Raw genomic sequence first — 18540 nt, 5'->3', positions numbered from 1 at the left:
CTTTGAACTTTCTACTTTTAACTCAAAACAATAAGTTTGTATTTTGTAAATTCGCAGCAAACTACATGTTACATGAGCAATTTTAAAGAGGACTTAATGAAGGTAAAGGCTTTTGCCTTTGATGTAGACGGTGTTTTGTCTGCTCAGATTATACCTATGGATTCTGAAGGTGTTCCTATGCGAACAATCAATATTAAAGATGGTTATGCCCTGCAATTGGCCGTTAAACTGGAATATCCAGTCGCAATAATTACAGGAGGTAATACCGAAGCTGTGAGAAAACGATACGAGTTATTGGGTATTGAAGATATTTACATGCGTGCCTCGGTAAAAGTTCCTCATTTTGAGAATTGGTTAAACAAAAGAAACCTAAAACCGGAGGATGTGATGTACATGGGCGACGATTTACCGGACTACCCTGTAATGGATGCGGTTGGTGTCCCTGTTTGTCCGGCCGATGCGGTTGAAGAAGTAAAGTCACTATGCAAATATATCAGCCATAAAAACGGAGGAGAGGGATGTGCACGCGATGTTATTGAACAGGTATTAAGGGCACACGGAAAGTGGGGATTGGATCATTCTTGGTAAAAAAAATACTATGATATCATTATTGCGTTTAGTTCGCCTTCCCAATCTACTGATAATAGTGTTATTGCAATGCTTGATCAGGTATGGGTTAATCATACCAATTTTAAACCATTTTGGTTATGAACCTGTTCTGTCCGATTTTCGATTTGGGTTGTTGGTATTGGCATCGGTTTGTTTGGCCGCATCGGGTTATGTGATTAACGATTATTTCGACATTAAAATCGACCGTTTAAATCGTCCTGATAAAATGATAATCGACAATGGCCTGCAAAGACGGCAAGCCATGTTTTTTCATGTTATCCTATCGTTTATTGGGGTATTTATTGGCCTGTTTATTTCCTATATCGCGCGCAAGGAAACCTGGGCGCTTATGTTTTTGTTAATACCCGTCTTTCTTTGGTATTATTCCACTACATTTAAAAAACAAGGATTTATTGGTAACTTGATTGTAGCGGGTTTAACCGCCTTGGTTACCATTGTTGTAGTTTCGTTGGAATTTGCCATGTTGGTGCGTGTTCACGGCAATGCGATTGTAAATACCGAAGCTTGTTCAACCGCATGGTTCTGGACGTTAGGTTTTGCTTTTTTTGCGTTTGTGACCACCCTTATCCGCGAGATCGTAAAAGACATGGAAGATGTTTTTGGGGACGAACAAGGTGGGTGCAGAACCTTGCCCATTGAAATAGGAATGAAATTCTCGAAAATTTTTGTGGTTATACTTACCTGCAGTACATTATTGTCCATATGGGGTTTGTATTTTACCTTCGATATTTTAAACAGCTCTATAATTACGCTTTGGTATATTGCTGTTTTAATAACAGCCCCCCTTATTTTATCCATTTATTTTTTATATAAAAGTAAAACACCAAAGGCATACCATCGTTTAAACACATTTTACAAACTGATTATGTTGTTTGGAATTTTATATATCCTGGTAGCAGGGCAACTGTTTTAATGCAATATAGCGTATGCTTCAGCAACATCTAAAAAATTATCAAATCATATTGGCGTCTAAATCTCCCCGGCGTTCGCAACTGTTGCGGGAAATAGGGGTTGATTTTTCCGTTGAAAGTAAAAGTATTGAAGAAGTATACCCGGATGGCCTAAACAAAGAAGAAATTGCCACCTATCTTTCCGAACTAAAAGCCGCACCGTTCAAACAAGAAATTCAGCATACCAATAAATTGGTGATTACATCGGATACCATCGTTTGTTTAGGGCAAGAGACTCTGGGTAAACCAAAGGATAGGACCGATGCTATTGAGATGCTCAGAAAACTTTCGGCCAATACACATGAAGTAATAACAGGCGTGACCTTGTTGAGTGCCCACAAAATGCAATCTTTTGCTGTTTCTTCAAAAGTATTTTTTAAAGCACTGAATGATGAAGAAATAGCGTTTTACGTAGATGAGTACAAACCATTTGATAAAGCCGGTGCTTATGGCATTCAGGAATGGATTGGAATGATTGGCATTGAAAAAATAGAAGGTTCGTACTTTAATGTGGTAGGATTACCCATACAAAAATTATATACTGAACTAATGAAATTTTAACTCAATAAAAATACAGATAGCTATAAAATTAAACACATGAGGAAAATTCTTACTTTACTGATTGTATCAGTTGTTTTTTGCCTTTCGTCACAAGCCAGGGAAGGTATGTGGATTCCTATCCTGCTTGAAAAATATAATATTGAAGAAATGCGGCAAATGGGCTTTAAGCTTACTGCAGAAGACATATATAGTGTAAACCAAGCTTGCATGAAGGATGCCGTGGTAATATTTGGTGGCGGATGTACGGGAGAGCTTATCTCTGATCAAGGACTCATCATCACCAACCACCATTGCGGTTTTGATGCCATTCAAAAACACAGTAGCGTAGAGCACGATTATCTCACTGAAGGATTCTGGGCCAAAGATCGCGCACATGAGCTCATCAACGATAATTTATCCGTTACCTTTCTTAAAAGAATCGAAGATGTTACCGATCGGGTTTTAAGAGGTGTAACAGAGGGTATGGAAGGCAAAACCGATACCATCCAAAAAAACATTACGACGATCATTAAAGAGGCCACCGAGGGTACGCATTACAAAGCAAACATTAAGCCATTCTTCCAAGGCAACCAATATTTCCTCTCGGTAAACGAAGTGTACAACGACGTTCGCCTGGTGGGCGCCCCACCTTCCGCCATCGGAAAGTTCGGCGGAGATACCGATAACTGGATGTGGCCTCGCCATACCGGCGATTTTTCTCTGTTTAGGATATATGCAGATAAGAACAACAGACCCGCCGATTATTCAAAAGAAAATGTACCGTATAAACCGCTCAAGCACTTTCCTATCTCGTTAAAGGGAGTCGAAGAAGGTGATTTCACCATGGTGTTTGGCTATCCAGGTTCAACGGAACAGTACGTCCCTTCTTATCACCTTAAGATGATTACCGAAAAAGTAAATCCTGAATTGATAGACCTACGTACAAAGAAACTTGATATTATTAAAAAATATCAGGAAAAAGATCCAGCTGTCCGAATCCAATATGCTACAAAGGCGGCCCGAATTTCCAACTCATGGAAAAGGTGGATTGGTGAAATCAAAGGTTTGGAAAAACTAAATGCCATTGACAAGAAGGAAAAATTCGAAGCTGATTTTCAATTCTGGGCAGATAAAAATGCCGAACAATATTCCGGTTTGTTAAAAGAATACCAATCGATTTATACAACTTATGGTGATTATCGCCTGGCAAACAATTACTTCTTGGAAGCCATATTCCGAAACGGAATGGAGGCAGTTCAAACGTCGAGCCTTTTTAATCGGTTAAAAACAGCCTATCAAAAAGATTCACTGGATCAGGAGCAAATAAAATTGATTAAATCGGACTTAAACAAGAAGCTTACTGCATTTTTTAAAGATTATTATAAACCTATTGACAAAGAAATAACGGTTGCCATTTTATCCATGTTCAGGGAAAGTGTAGACGCTAAGTTTCATCCCGAAATTTACAGTTGGATTGACAAAAAGTACAAAGGCAATATTTCGGAGTTTGTAAATCAGTTATTTGCCAAAACTCTGTTTGTTAACAAAGAATCCACAATGTCGTTTGCTGAAAACTTTACGGCCAAAGACCTGAAAAAACTCGAAAAAGATCCTGCTTATAAACTATTTAGCAGTTTTTATAACGCTTATAGGCAAAAAAATTCTGAATCCTACAGTCAGTTGACTTCCGAAATAAAAGACCTCGATCAAAAATATATGGCGGCTCAAATGGCTTTTCAATCAGACTCTGTTTTCTATCCTGACGCCAATTTTACATTAAGGGTATCTTATGGGAAAGTGAAAGGCTACAAACCAAAAGACGGTGTCGTATTTAACAACCATACTACGCTAGAGGGTATTATTGAAAAAGATAATCCGGACATTTACGATTACCGCGTTCCGGAAAAGTTAAAAAAACTTTACGAAAAAAAGGACTTTGGACAGTACACACGTAACGGTACAGTACCCGTTTGTTTTATCGCCACTAACCATACTACAGGAGGTAACTCGGGTAGCCCGGTAGTAAATGCCAACGGCGAACTAATTGGCGTAAACTTCGATCGTGCCTGGGAAGGCGTGATGAGCGATTTAATGTTCAATCCCGAACAATGCCGCAATATTTCGTTGGATATCAGATACGTTTTATTTTTGATAGACAAATTTGCAGGAGCAAGATATCTATTGGATGAGATGACTTTGATAAAATAGCTGTTTAAACCCGCAATATGCATTAGAAATTCTATTACACATTGAAATTACTTTAAAACAAGACACTTCGTTGCATCACTTCAACTCACCAGAACGATGCTCCCGAAAGTAATCGGGACAAGTGATGCCTCGTTTCAGTACTGCCTTGTTTTATGGTACTTGCAATACTCATCACGAACCTCCAATACATAATCCGGATTAAAATTAATTGAAACTTAAAAAAAGCCAGGATCGTTCATGAACCTGGCTTTTTTTATTCCTCTAATCTACTTTTTTGTCTCCCTTTAAATTAAACGCTGCAATTCTGCGCGATAGTTTACTATACAAAACTGCCAGCTCATCATCATTATCGAGCATAGCCAGATGTTTGTCAATTACGTTTCTGTCGCCTCTTATAGCCGGTCCGGTTTGTGCTTTTACGGGTGACAAAAATTCCGTTTTAAATGCTGTTTCTTTAATTAACGGTTTCATTACATCAAAGCTGACATTGTTCTTTTTCAGAATACGATCTGCTATGGCATACATATGGTTCGAAAAGTTGCAGGCGAAAACTGCAGCTAAATGTATTTGCTGACGCTGGTTTGAATCACAAGCGATCACGGTTCCCGATATTTTTCTGGCAAAATGTTCAAGTTCTTTGCTAACTTCATCTTTATTTGCTTCAATTAAAATGGGAACCTCCTCAAAATCGACTTCCCTTTCTTTGCTAAAAGTCTGAAATGGATAAAAAATACCATATTTATTAAATCGAATAAGTAAATCCACTCCCAAAGAACCAGCAGTATGAACCACAATACCTTTGACTTTTGGCATTTGTTCAATGGTAGCTAATAAAGCTGCATCTGTAACCGCAACTATGTATAAGTCGGCATCTACCTGAATTTCCTCAAAGTCATCCGTGGCATAAGCATTCAGTTGCTCTGCCAATTCTTCCGCATTTGCAAGGGTTCTACTGAAAACCTGTCGGATATTAAGTCCTTTCTTTACCAAACGATTACCTAACTGAGTGGCTAAGTTTCCTGAACCGATCAATATGATATTTCGAAGCATATTAAACTACTTTATTATTAAGATGAAGATCCATTGAACCCTAAAGATGCATTTTTTAATGCATCTTCACTTCTAAGAAGTGAAGAAATTCTTGCAATACAAGATTTTGTCAGGAATAAACCCTGACATACAAAATCATCATATTGGTGTTTGATTATTTAGCTTAACTAGCTGATTTTCTTTCATTAAATTATGCATTTATATTTTAGATGCATAATTGGGTTTATCGAGAATAAAAGTAGTAAAATAAGTGACATGTGTGGTTAACAACAATGAATATATCCAAGTTAATCCGTATAATTACTGGGCGATTTTTTCCTTACCCTCCTTAACCCTATATTCGACAAAAAATGCAAAGATATTAGCATTACGGTACTAAAACTATTATTATTTTTGCAGCTTGTTTGTGGTTGTTAATTTACAGCCCGATAATAAATACATAAGAAGTTTGTTTTTTGTATATTCTAACTATCCATGAAGAAAGAAAGGGTTTTGCTGGGAATGAGTGGGGGTGTAGACAGTTCCATGTCGGCATGGTATTTACAGGAGCAGGGGTACGAGGTAGTCGGAATTACATTTAACACAGTATCTCCACTGGCATCACCAGGTTCCCGTCAGTTTATTTTAGAAGCAAAAGCACTGGCAGCCGGGCTTCACATCGAACACCATTTGATAGATGTTTATGACGCGTTTAAAAAAGAGGTGATCGATTATTTTGTCGACGAGTACCTGCGGGGCAGAACGCCAAACCCTTGCATCCGATGTAACGAAACCATTAAATGGAAATTGTTGTTGGAAGAATCTGAACGGCTCAAATGTGATAAAATTTCCACCGGACATTATGTTAATGTAGTAAAAAAGGATGGATACTTTCATATTCTAAAAGGTTTAGACCCCGCTAAAGACCAATCATACTTCCTTTGGAACTTGCCCCAACAAACACTATCGAAATGCATATTCCCATTGGGGTCCTTGCATAAAAAACTAATAAAGGAAAAAGCCAAAGAGCTTGGTTTTAAGTCCATGGCCAACAAAAAAGAAAGCATGGGGGTTTGCTTTTTACATGGTCAGAATTACAGGTCGTTTATTGATGAAATAAAACCCGATCTAAGAGAAAACCTCGATAATGGTGAAGTGCTAAACGGCAATGGAGATAAAATAGGAACCCATGAAGGATTTCCTTATTATACGATTGGCCAAAAAAGAGGACTAAACCTGCTCAAGAACCATGGTGAATGCGTAGCTCAAATTGATGCTGAAAATAACAAGTTAATCACTGCTCCTAAAAACTCGCTTTTTTCAGACCACCTAATCATCAGCGACTACTTAACAAATAATCCTTATTTTTTAAACCGTACGCAAAAAGTCGATGTGCGAATCCGTGGCTTAGATTGTGTTCCCCCTACCCCAGGAACAGTGGAGCTCATCGACAACCAACTTCACATCCATTTTAATGAACCCGTATGGGCATTAACGCCCGGGCAATCCATCGTTATTTATCAAGATAATATTGTTGTTGGCGGAGGCATTGTGGATGATATCCAATTCAATGCCCATATTGAATCTTAGTAAGGCTATTGGTTCTTTTCGTAATTTTATACCTGTCGTCTGTTCTGTGACCAATCACCCAAATAATATCATCTCCCGAAATCAACAACCAGGTATCTTCTTTGTCTTTTAAAGAAAACTTTTCATCGATGAAAAAGTCGCTCAGCTTTTTGAAATTTTTCATGCCCAGTGGACGGAACTGGTCGCCTTGTTGCCATTTGCGTATCGCTAAGGGGTAATTGAGCAATTCTTCATCAAACTGAGCCACCTGACTGCTTTTGTCAATTTTATATCCATTGGCCTCAATACCCTTATCTAACTTGAGTTTTATGGGAAGATCGATCTCGTTTTGGTCGATTTCAATATAAAAACGTTCATTGTGATCATTTTCCTCCTTAGGCAGAAGAATCACATTAAATCGATCTTTTATCAGTCGATATTCTTTTGAATAAAACTGCTTTCCAGAAACATTGTTCTCGATACTTTCCACCAACTCATTTACAATAGCCCCGTTAAACCCATAAGGATGCAGAATTTCAAATAGAACCAAATTCTTATCCACAAAGCGATGGATATGCTGCAACGATATTAGCATCTGACCATCCTGTTCCACCACCAACTCCTTTTTAATTTCCTCCACAGAACCCTTAACAAACCTACTTACCTGATCCAGATGCTTCATGTTAGTCTCCATGGTATCCATAAAAGATGGATTTAATTCCATCAACCGAGGAAGGATTTGATGCCTTACCTTATTTCGCAGATAAACAGACTCCAGGTTGGATGAATCCGTTCTGTAACTTAGATTATGCACTGAACAATATTGCACTATTTCACTTCGCGAGAACTGCAATAACGGGCGAATAACATGGCCGTGAACAGGTCTAATACCAGACAAACCTTTAATGCCAGTTCCCCTGGCAAGATTTAAAAAGAAGGTTTCTATACTATCGTCTTTATGATGACCTGTTGCAATCCAGTCGAACTGTTCTGCTTCTTTTAGTTTTTCGAACCAGGCATATCTCAAATCCCTAGCTGCCATTTCAATGGAAATTCCATTTTCCGTCGCATGCCCTTTTGTGTCAAAAGACTTTTGAAATAGTTTTACACCAAGCGACGCACATAAATCCACAACAAAATGCTCATCCCCATCCGATTCATCGCCTCTTAAATTAAAATTACAATGTGCCGCACAAACACCTACCTTCAACGAAACTAATTGATGTAACAAAACAACAGAATCAGCACCTCCACTCAACGCCACCAATACCCTTTGCCCGGATTTGTATTTGCATTTATCTATTAAGTAATTTAAAAAACGATTATTCATAGGGTATTATTTTATCCTGATTAAACAACTGTAAAATAGCCTTTGCTTTTAACAGGCACTCTTCATATTCCTTTTCGGGTATACTTTTTTCGGTTATGGCACCTCCCACCATAAACGACAGATATTTATTTGTTGAGTTATAAAGCAAACTACGAATCACCACATTAAAATCGAAATCACCTTCTGGCGTAAAATACCCTATCGCACCTGAATATACGCCTCTTTTGGTTTCTTCATATTTCTCGATAAGTTTCATCGCCCTAACCTTAGGTGCCCCGGTCATTGAACCTGCCGGAAATGAAGACCTGATAGCATCCATTCCTGTTTTATCTTTGTCCAACTTTGCGGTTACGGTAGAAATCATCTGAAATACCTGTCGGAAAGGGTAAATACCGCAAAGTTCCTCTACTTTTACCGAACCTTTTTCTGCCACCCGGGATAAATCATTACGCACCAAATCAACAATCATTATATTCTCCGATCGTTCTTTTATACATGATGCCAAATCCTTTTTTAAATTATCGTCTTCAATAGAATCGGCTCCTCGCTTGGCGGTTCCTTTAATAGGTTGACTGATAATTTTATTTTTTTCCATTTTAATATATCTTTCCGGAGATGCACAAAGAACATAATGGTGCTTCGTTTTTAATAAACCGGAAAATGGTGTTGGGGAAATTTCCACCAATGTATTGTATATTGCGAATGGGTTTATTTCCGTATTTTCAGCAAAAAATTCCATGCAATAATTCAACTCATATATATCACCCTTATGTATATGTTCCAAAATAGATTTAATTGACTGACAATACTTATTCTTGCTTACCCTTGCCGTAAACTGCACCTTGTCAACTATTCTTTCTCCGTTGTTTTGTGAAAAAATGGACGAGATTATTTCCCTTGCCTCCTCTTCTTTATTTATGTCAGCCAAATAACCGATAGTCCATTTATTGCCTATGCACCGGATCACATAGCGCGGTTGAAAAAAAACAGCTTTATCGAAATTTAATCCGTCGTGATTGACCGAATACAATTTCTCTAAGTCATCCTTTAAATCATAACCCCAATAACCACACATCCAATCGTTAATCTCCGATTGAAATTTTTGAACTGCTTCAAATCCACCAATCACCTTATCTATGTGATCAAGTCCTACCATTAAATCCGCTGTATGATAATCCACTTCTGATTCGCGATTCCGATAGTAATCACAACTATCATAAACGGCACCGTATTCGAATTTTCTGCAATATAGAACTATCTTCTGTTTGAAATCGGTTGAATCTTCAACGTGAAAAGAAAAATACCTACGCATGGCGCAAATTTAATTCAAAATGGTATAACCGAACCTATTCATATCAAAAAAGCACCCACAAATTAATGTAGATGCTTTTAATCATATTTTTAACCAGCTTTAATCTCGTTTTCCTAAATAATCAGAAATACCTTCCTGCGAAGCGATTAATCCTTCATCACCAGCATGCCAATCTGCAGGACAAACCTCACCGTTCTCCTCGAAGAATTGCAACGCGTCAATCATTCTTAATGTTTCTTCAACGCTACGTCCCAGCGGCATATCATTTACCACTTGATGACGCACAATACCTTCTTTGTCAATTAAAAACAGTCCTCTGTAGGCCATTGGTGTGCCTTCAAATACCATTTGTCCTTCTTCGTTATAATCATACTCCCCAGCCAACACATCATAGTTTTCGGAAATAGTCATCGCATTATCTGCAACCAACGGGAATTTCACTCCTTTGATACCGCCTTCTTTTTTATCTGTTTGCAACCATTTCCAGTGAGAAAAAGCAGAGTCAACAGATACGCCAACTACCGCAACGTTTCTTTTTTCAAACTCAGAAATCTTGTCCTGAAAAGCAATAATCTCGGTTGGACAAACAAATGTAAAATCCGCCGGATAAAAGAATAATATAACACTCTTTTTACCTACGAATTGATCCAGAGAGTAATTCTCCACTATTTCACCACCGTTAACAACTGCTTCCGCTTTAAAAGCCGGTGCTTTTTTTCCTACTAGTACTGCCATAATTTTCTTATTTGTTTATTTAATTCTGAAATATTATTGATTACACACCTCAAACAAAAGGATATAAATATTGTTCTCATAAATTAGAAATTTTTTTTCACCTTGTCAATACACTCAGTCTACTTTATTTGATATCAATAGACTCATTTATATTTTTTAGGTCTACAGATTGGAAGATGAAGTGGCTTACCAATATTTATATTGTTCAGAAATCTGTTGATTCTGCGGACACCTCTTTTCCATTGTCAGAATTGAAGGATTAAAATTAATCCGCGTACGATTTTATTTCGCGGATAGCTCAACTATTTTTATGATTACTTCAACTGCCTTTTCCATACTTTGAAGTGGGACAAACTCGAACCTTCCATGAAAATTATGCCCTCCGGCAAAAATATTAGGCGTTGGCAAACCCATAAAAGACAAACGAGCCCCATCGGTTCCGCCGCGAATTGGCTTTATATTTGGCGTCACCCCCACTTCTTCCATGGCTTTTTTAGCTTGGTCAACAATATGTATTACCGGCTTTACTTTTTCGCACATGTTATAATACTGATCCTTTATTTCTATGGAGACGGTACCACTGCCATATTCGCTGTTTACTTTACTGGCCAGGTGTGCCATTTCCTTTTTACGGTCTTCGAACCTTTCGCGCTTAAAATCTCTAATAAGATAAGTGAGTTCACTTTTCTCCACCTCACCTTTAAATGACATCAAATGATAAAAACCCTCATATCCGGATGTATGTTCGGGAGTCTCGACCCTTGGCAGCATGGAAATAATTTGATTGGCGATACGTATCGAATTTCGCATTTTGTTTTTTGCATACCCAGGATGCACGTTTCTGCCGGCTACTGTTATTTTAGCTATTGCGGCATTAAAGTTTTCATATTCCAACTCCCCTATTTCACCGCCATCCATGGTATAGGCATATTCAGCCCCGAATTTTTCCACATTAAAATGATCGGCTCCTGCCCCTATTTCTTCATCCGGCGTAAATCCAATCCTTATTTTTCCATGTTTAATTTCAGGGTGATTGATCAGGTGTTCAGCCGCAGTCACTATTTCGGCCACTCCAGCTTTGTCATCCGCACCAAGTAACGTTGTTCCATCTGTGGTTATTAGTGTCTGCCCAACATATTTCTTTAGTTCGGGAAAATCAGATGTTTCCATAATGATATGGTCCTCTTTGTTGAGATCAATATCGTTGCCATCGTAATTTTCTATTATTTGAGGGTTCACATGTTTCCCTGTAAAATCGGGACTGGTATCTACATGAGCAATAAAACCCATTACAGGCACTTCCTCTTCAACATTAGCGGGAACTGTTGCCATCACGTACCCGTTATCATCCAACTCAACCTCCTGCAAACCAATTTCTTTAAGCTCTTCTACCAATTGTAGCGAAAATTTCATCTGTCCCGGGGTAGACGGGGTCAGTCCTGTATCCGTATCCGATTGGGTATCAATACTCACGTATTTTAAAAACCTGTCTTTTATGTTTGTCATATTATTTATATAATTTTAAAACTAAAACAAATATTCTTTCTACCGAAGTTAAAAATGCAATGCTAACTGATAAAAGTAGGTGTTAATAAAATAAATACAAAAAGGGGAAGCTAATAAAAAGCCTCCCCTGACAAATATCATAAAGAAATTCCGCTACTAAATCTTAATAAGATTTCGCAAATAAAACCTTTTGTGCCGAAGGTTTACCAGTAACCATACATTTTCCCGGTGTTTTATCTCCGTTTAAAGGAATACAACGAATGGTTGCTTTGGTTTCGTCCTTTATTTTTTGCTCTGTTTCAGAGGTACCGTCCCAATGCGCTACAACAAACCCACCTTTTTCGTTTAAGACCTTTTTAAACTCCTCATATGTACCTACCTCTGAGGTCATTTCCTCCCTAAAGTCCAACGCTTTTTTAAAGATGTTTTCCTGGATAGTATCTAACAGCGCTGCAACATATCCATCCACACCATCAATAGAAACCACTTCTTTAGTCAAAGTATCGCGACGGGCCACTTCAACCGTATTGTTCTCAATGTCGCGGGGGCCAACAGCCAAACGGACCGGTACACCTTTCAATTCATACTGGGCAAACTTCCAACCTGGCTTGCGGTTATCGCTGTCATCGAACTTTACGGAAATTCCTCGTTGCTTTAATTTAACAACTACATCATCAACTACAGCCGAAATTTTATCGAGATCTTCCTGACTCTTATAAATAGGAACAATGGCCACCTGAATTGGCGCCAATTTTGGAGGTAATACCAAACCAAAATCATCGGAGTGCGCCATAATTAACGCGCCCATCAAACGAGTTGAAACTCCCCACGAAGTAGCCCAAACATAATCCTCTTTTCCTTCCTTATTCGCAAATTTCACATCGAACGCTTTTGCAAAGTTCTGTCCTAAAAAGTGCGACGTTCCCGACTGCAATGCTTTACCATCTTGCATTAAGGCCTCTATTGTATAGGTTTCCAACGCTCCGGCAAACCTTTCGTTCGCAGTTTTACATCCTTGCACGACCGGCACGCCCATAAACTTTTCAGCAAAATCGGCATATACCTGAATCATTGTTTCAGTTTCTTCCATAGCTTCTTGCTGGGTTGCATGGGCCGTATGCCCTTCTTGCCACAAAAATTCGGCTGTACGCAAAAACAAACGCGTTCTCATTTCCCAACGGACCACATTGGCCCATTGGTTACATTTAATGGGAAGATCGCGATAGGATTGAATCCAGTTTTTATACGTATTCCAGATAATAGTTTCCGAAGTAGGACGAACAATCAACTCTTCCTCGAGTTTAGCATCCGGATCAACCACAACCCCGTTTCCATCAGGATCATTCTTAAGTCGGTAATGCGTAACGACTGCACATTCTTTTGCGAAACCCTCAACATGATCTGCTTCTTTACTAAAAAATGACTTCGGGATAAACAAGGGGAAATAAGCGTTTTCATGTCCTGTTTCTTTGAACATTTTATCCAGTTGTTGCTGCATCTTTTCCCAGATAGCGTAACCATAAGGTTTAATTACCATACATCCGCGTACTGCCGAGTTTTCTGCCAAATCGGCCTTCATTACTAACTCGTTATACCATTGTGAGTAGTCAACACTCCTCTTTGTTAATCCTTTTGCCATATGTTTGAATCAATTTATATCTTAGCCACTAATAGTAAGTTATTTTAAATCGATTATGTCGACGAATAATATTACTATTTGATAACATCTTTATCTGTTTTTTAGAGTGCGCAAAATAACAAAAAATCAGGCACATATTTAAGCGTAGTCTAAGAAAAAGTAATGCATTAACTCCTTCCTTCCTTCCTGTATTCTGCCAAAAAATAGCGGAATACTGGAAGGAAGGTAGGTAAACAGAATTTTAAATTCTTTAGTCTTAATACATATATACCTGATTATCTATTAATTAATAATATTTATCAATTATTTCACCCACTAACTTGGGCAAGCTATAAACCTGTTTGTCTATAGCTTTCCTGGTTAGGATATTATAAAAACAGCACTACATTCCAGTAAAGAATTAACTTTTATTATTGTTAATTTTTGTAAATAATAATTGCAAAATAACAAAAGTATGGTACGTTTATTGTTGTTATCAAACCAGTTGTAACCTTTATTAGGGTATTTAGACCTTTTATGATTTAGAATTGTTATTTTGGTAGCGTTTTTTATCGTTTCAGGTCAATATCCCGATCATAACTAAAAGCGTACGCCATGAAAAAGTTTATATTTTTTATATCCGTTGTCACCTTTGTTTTAAGTGGATGTACAACTCAAAGGTCATACACTTCCGACATTTACGAAGATGATATTTACTACACACCTTCAGACAAACCTGTTGCTGTTGCCCAAAAATATTCGGCTTTACCCAAACCGGATAAAATGATAAAAAAAGAAGATAACAAACGAATTTCAAACTTAAAAAGCGAATATAACAGATCCGAGAGAGCTGAACAGCAGGAAGATCTGAGAGATTTTTCGCAAATTCAACAAGAATATACCAGCTTATTGACCAATGACACGATTCAAGAAGTGGATTCTTTGTTGTACTATGACGAAAACACCGGATATTGGGTGAACGAATTTGAAGGTTCGGAAATGGACAGGGATTATGCGGAAAGACTAGCGCGTTTCCATGGGCCTTTCAGAGGCATTCCATACTGGTCGCCTTTATACCAAGATGTCATATTTAACAGTGGTTTTGACTATAACGTATACATAGATGGTGATTATGCATTTGTTGTACCGAAATGGCACAGCCGTTATTATTACGATTGGCGATTTGGAAGAAGTTACAACAGATTTGGATACTATGGCGGTTACGGTTTCTACGACAGTTGGTACGGTTTCAACTCGCCATACTATTCTTCTTGGGGATACCCTTATTTTGGATGGGATTTCGCCTGGGGATTTGGCGGATATTATAATCCTTACTATAACCATCACCACCATGGAGGTTATTATGGTGGCCATGGAGGCACTTACAAAAATAGACCAGTTTATTCTAGCAGCAGACAAGCGGCGGGACAATCTACGTCTACTTCAAGCAGTGCGACACAAGGCAAGTTAAGCTCAGGATCCTCAAGAGCCGCAATGCAATCACGATCTAATACCAGCAGAAGCACAAGAGCATCTTACACCCCTACCACCAAAAGCGCGACTACCAGTAGCAGAGCAACCAGTAGCAGTAGGACAACAAGAAGCTCTTATACACCTATATACAACAACACCAAACAATATTCAACAACTACAAGAAGTAGTTACAACCGAAGCAGCAGTACGCCAAGTTCCAAATCGAGTAGTGGAACCAGCCGTACTTATAGCAACAATAGTTCAAGCAGAAAATATTCAAGTGGTAGCAGTACTAAAAGCTCCGGCTACAGCACCTCTCCAAGTAGAAGTTCTTCCAACCGAAGTACCAAAAGTTACAATACAGGAAGTTCCAGTAGCAGAAGTTCGAGTTATAGAAGCAGTGGCAGTTCGTCATCGAGATCCTATAGTCCCTCATCCAGCAGCGGATCCCGATCATCAGGATCATCATCCAGCAGCTACTCCGGTTCAAGTAGCCGATCTTCCAGTTCCGGTAGCAGCAGTCGATCAAGCAGCGGTAGCAGTAGCCGATCGAGCCGAAGTAGGTAAAAATATCATATAATTGCAAGCATATTTTTAATTGTTTAACCTTTTCACAACTATAACGATGAACAATATAAAACATTTAACAGCATTGCTTCTGTCATTTATAGTCCTCTCCTTAAATGCTCAGAACTACGAAGACATGTTACGGTATTCCCAACCCCAGTATAGCGGAACGGCTCGTACCATGGCCATGGGAAATGCATTTGCTTCAGTTGGAGGCGACTATGGTTCCCTTGCCATCAACCCCGCAGGTATAGGAGTATACCGCTCATCGGAATTCACTTTTACACCTTCGGTGATCATGAACTCGACATCCAGCACATTCCTGGATAATAAAACGGATGAAACAAAACTCTCGTTTGCACCCAGTCAAATTGGTTTTGTAGGAACCTACAAACCCATGAGAGACGTAAAAAAAGGGCTGGTCAGTTCTCACTTTGCCATAGGGTACACACGAAACAACAACTTTAACTATAAATCACTGGCTGCAGCGCGCAATACAAGCCAATCACTGGGCGGCTACTTCGAACATAACGCCAATGATGCAGACGGTTATTGGAGTCAACTAACCAGCCTTGCCTTTGATGCTTATATTATTGATGAGATTGATGATGGCAATGGCGGTTCTTATTATTCTTCGTTTATGAATCCTGGAGATATGGTTCACCAAACCAATATTCTCGAAAAAGAAGGTTATTCCGGAGAAATAAACCTAACCGGCGGCGTTAACATCAGTAATTTTTTAATGGTTGGAGGTAGCGTTAATATTGTTACCATGCGTTACAAAGAAGAAGCTAACTATTACGAGGAATACAGTTTGGACAATGGTCAGGTAAACAGTTATGATGTATTTGACAGGTTTTCGGTAAGAAACTATTTAGATGTTTCCGGCGTAGGGGTTAATTTAAAAGCCGGGTTTATTTTAAAACCTGTAAATTTTTTTAGAATTGGTGCCGCATACCACACCCCAACATGGTACAATATAGAAGAAGAATTTGGTACCGGGATAGATGCCGTTTTCTTTAACGACATTGATGCCGTTGGGGGCAATTCTACTTATGCATATGACTATGAAAACGTGTTTGAATATAAGGTGATTACTCCTGAAAAACTGGTTGCTGGTGCATCTTTTGTAATAGGAAAATTTGCCATATTGAGCGCCGATTATGAATATATCGATTATGCAAACGGCAAGTTCAAAACAAACTCAACCAACTACGAAGATATTCTTGCTATTAGAGATGCGAGTGATGCTTTAAAATATGATTTAACCAGTACTCATAATTTTAGAGCCGGAGCGGAGTTCAAGTTAGGAAAACAAGTTAGTTTAAGAGGCGGTTATTCTTGGCAGGAGTCTCCATATAAAGTAGGGGAAAAGGATAGAGAAATTACTAGTTATTCTGCGGGCCTTGGATTCAGAAACAAAAACTATTTTATTGATTTGGCCTACAAACTATCGTCATTCGACAACCGTTTTTTTAACTACAACTGGGATGCAGAATATGATCAGGATTTAGGTGTACCCTACGAAACCGTTGCTAAAACCAATGACCATTTCGTGGCGTTAACGATGGGCTGGAAGTTCTAAATATTAAAGAATAATAATATCTAAAATCCCTGGGACAAATTGTATTAGGGATTTTTTTATGCTTTGTTGGACAGTGCTTCCCGGTAAAAAAAATGTAATCACCTCAATTTAAGATAGAGACAAGTGCAATATCCTTATTATATACCATTAAACAAAAAACACCCGATGCTCAAAAAGAACATCGGGTGTTTTTGTATATGGTTGTATCGTTATTAAATAATCATACCAGCTGCAACCGTTTCGTTGGTTCCCTCATCTACCAAAATTACACTTCCTGTAATTCTGTTGGTATTATATGAATCCACATGCAATGGTTTAGTTACCCTCAAATTTATCTTAGCAATGTCGTTCATTCCCACGGTTAAATCTTCGGTATTTTTCTCCAGGGTATTAATGTTCATTTTATGTTGAACACCAGTAACCATGCAACGTGCATCAGCAGAGGTATGTTTTATTACGTATTTGCTCCTTGGAACCAGGTTACGCTCGTTAAACCAACATATCATCAACTCTAAATCTTGTGTTGTAATAGGCAGGTCATCCGATTTCACCAACATATCGCCACGGCTGATATCAATTTCATCCTCCAATGTTATAGTTACCGATTGCGGTGCAAAAGCTTCTTTTAAGGAATCCTTAAAGAAATCTATTGTTTTCACTTTTGAGGTAAAACCGGAGGGCAATACGGTAATCGGGTCGCCCACTTTTACTGCTCCACTAGCAATTCTACCACCATAACCCCGGTAGTCAGGAAATTCTGCTGACTGTGGACGCACCACATACTGCACCGGAAAACGGAAGTCGGTATGGTTTATATCGCTACTGATGTGAATATTCTCTAACAAGTGCAACAAGGTAGGACCCTGATACCAATCCATTTTCTCGGAACGGTCTACCACGTTATCCCCATTAAGAGCACTAATAGGTACATAACGAATATCCTTAACGCTTAACTTTGAAGAGAAAGCATCAATATCACTTTTAATACTTTCAAAGGTATCCTCGGCATATTCCACCAAGTCCATTTTGTTAACACAGAAAATAACGTGAGGGATTTGCAACTGAGAAGCAATATAAGAATGCCGCAACGTTTGTTCCAACACCCCGTGACGCGCATCTACTAAAATAATAGCCACATTCGCGGTACTTGCACCGGTCACCATATTGCGTGTATACTGAATATGTCCCGGAGTGTCGGCAATAATAAATTTACGTTTTGGGGTGGCAAAATAACGGTATGCCACATCGATTGTAATACCTTGTTCGCGCTCGGCTCGCAAGCCATCGGTTAAAAGAGCCAGATTAACCTCTTCGTTACCAATTCGTTCACTGGCCTTTTCGATGGCTTCCATCTGATCTTCAAAAATGGCTTTACTATCGTACAACAATCGCCCTATTAAAGTACTTTTACCGTCATCAACACTGCCCGCAGTGGTGAAACGCAAAAGTTCCATATCTAAATATCCTGAATTTTTATCGCTCATAATA

14 protein-coding genes are annotated in these 18540 nt (G+C 38.6%); 7 read left to right on the top strand and 7 right to left on the bottom strand.

Annotated features, from left to right (window positions below; genetic code table 11):
* Window positions 1-72 precede the first annotated feature (72 nt).
* From ACT29I_RS02310 to ACT29I_RS02295, 4 genes are read left to right on the top strand one after another with little or no spacing between them, the layout of a single operon-like run.
* The gene (locus tag ACT29I_RS02310; protein ID WP_430934988.1) at window positions 73-588 is read left to right on the top strand and encodes a KdsC family phosphatase; all 516 of its coding nucleotides are present in this window, start codon (window positions 73-75) and stop codon (window positions 586-588) included.
* Between the two features lie 10 nt (window positions 589-598).
* Window positions 599-1543, top strand: a complete 945-nt coding sequence (locus ACT29I_RS02305) for a geranylgeranylglycerol-phosphate geranylgeranyltransferase (protein ID WP_430934989.1) — start codon at window positions 599-601, stop codon at window positions 1541-1543.
* A gap of 13 nt (window positions 1544-1556) precedes the next feature.
* On the top strand, window positions 1557-2141 hold the full coding sequence (locus ACT29I_RS02300) for a Maf family nucleotide pyrophosphatase (RefSeq protein ID WP_430934990.1): 585 nt from the start codon (window positions 1557-1559) through the stop codon (window positions 2139-2141).
* A gap of 36 nt (window positions 2142-2177) precedes the next feature.
* Window positions 2178-4328: a S46 family peptidase gene (locus ACT29I_RS02295; RefSeq protein ID WP_444792611.1), complete on the top strand. Its 2151-nt coding sequence runs from the start codon at window positions 2178-2180 to the stop codon at window positions 4326-4328.
* 261 nt (window positions 4329-4589) lie between these two features.
* On the opposite strand, the gene ACT29I_RS02290 is transcribed toward ACT29I_RS02295, so the two are convergent.
* The gene (locus tag ACT29I_RS02290) at window positions 4590-5378 is read right to left on the bottom strand and encodes a Rossmann-like and DUF2520 domain-containing protein (RefSeq protein WP_444792610.1); all 789 of its coding nucleotides are present in this window, start codon (window positions 5376-5378) and stop codon (window positions 4590-4592) included.
* A gap of 474 nt (window positions 5379-5852) precedes the next feature.
* On the opposite strand from ACT29I_RS02290, the gene mnmA reads away from it, so the two are divergent.
* Complete coding sequence (gene mnmA, locus ACT29I_RS02285; RefSeq protein WP_444792609.1) at window positions 5853-6947, top strand: tRNA 2-thiouridine(34) synthase MnmA; 1095 nt, start codon at window positions 5853-5855, stop codon at window positions 6945-6947.
* Here mnmA and tilS read toward each other — a convergent pair.
* The 5 genes from tilS to proS all read right to left on the bottom strand — a co-directional run bounded on the left by tilS (window position 6925) and on the right by proS (window position 13448).
* Window positions 6925-8256, bottom strand: a complete 1332-nt coding sequence (tilS, locus tag ACT29I_RS02280) for a tRNA lysidine(34) synthetase TilS (RefSeq protein ID WP_444792608.1) — start codon at window positions 8254-8256, stop codon at window positions 6925-6927. The genes mnmA and tilS overlap by 23 nt on opposite strands.
* Complete coding sequence (locus tag ACT29I_RS02275; RefSeq protein WP_430934995.1) at window positions 8249-9568, bottom strand: anthranilate synthase component I family protein; 1320 nt, start codon at window positions 9566-9568, stop codon at window positions 8249-8251. Before ACT29I_RS02275 ends, tilS begins: the two co-directional genes overlap by 8 nt.
* Window positions 9569-9667: 99 nt before the next feature.
* On the bottom strand, window positions 9668-10303 hold the full coding sequence (locus tag ACT29I_RS02270; RefSeq protein ID WP_430934996.1) for a peroxiredoxin: 636 nt from the start codon (window positions 10301-10303) through the stop codon (window positions 9668-9670).
* Between the two features lie 282 nt (window positions 10304-10585).
* Window positions 10586-11809: a peptidase T gene (gene pepT, locus ACT29I_RS02265; protein WP_444792607.1), complete on the bottom strand. Its 1224-nt coding sequence runs from the start codon at window positions 11807-11809 to the stop codon at window positions 10586-10588.
* A gap of 163 nt (window positions 11810-11972) precedes the next feature.
* The gene (gene proS, locus ACT29I_RS02260; RefSeq protein WP_430934998.1) at window positions 11973-13448 is read right to left on the bottom strand and encodes a proline--tRNA ligase; all 1476 of its coding nucleotides are present in this window, start codon (window positions 13446-13448) and stop codon (window positions 11973-11975) included.
* Between the two features lie 594 nt (window positions 13449-14042).
* Between proS and ACT29I_RS02255 the strand changes: the two genes are divergently transcribed.
* Complete coding sequence (locus ACT29I_RS02255) at window positions 14043-15467, top strand: hypothetical protein (RefSeq protein WP_430934999.1); 1425 nt, start codon at window positions 14043-14045, stop codon at window positions 15465-15467.
* Window positions 15468-15525: 58 nt separating this feature from the next.
* Window positions 15526-17052, top strand: a complete 1527-nt coding sequence (locus ACT29I_RS02250) for an OmpP1/FadL family transporter (protein ID WP_430935000.1) — start codon at window positions 15526-15528, stop codon at window positions 17050-17052.
* A 212-nt stretch (window positions 17053-17264) separates the two neighbouring features.
* Here ACT29I_RS02250 and cysN read toward each other — a convergent pair whose 3' ends face one another.
* Complete coding sequence (gene cysN / locus ACT29I_RS02245) at window positions 17265-18536, bottom strand: sulfate adenylyltransferase subunit CysN (RefSeq protein ID WP_430935001.1); 1272 nt, start codon at window positions 18534-18536, stop codon at window positions 17265-17267.
* Between the last annotated feature and the right edge of the window lie 4 nt (window positions 18537-18540).

This window comes from Saccharicrinis sp. GN24d3, from assembly GCF_052400645.1.
GTDB lineage: Bacteria > Bacteroidota > Bacteroidia > Bacteroidales > Marinilabiliaceae > Saccharicrinis.
The sequence above is the reverse complement of the archived record's forward strand: the minus strand, read 5'-3'. Positions and strand labels throughout refer to the sequence as shown.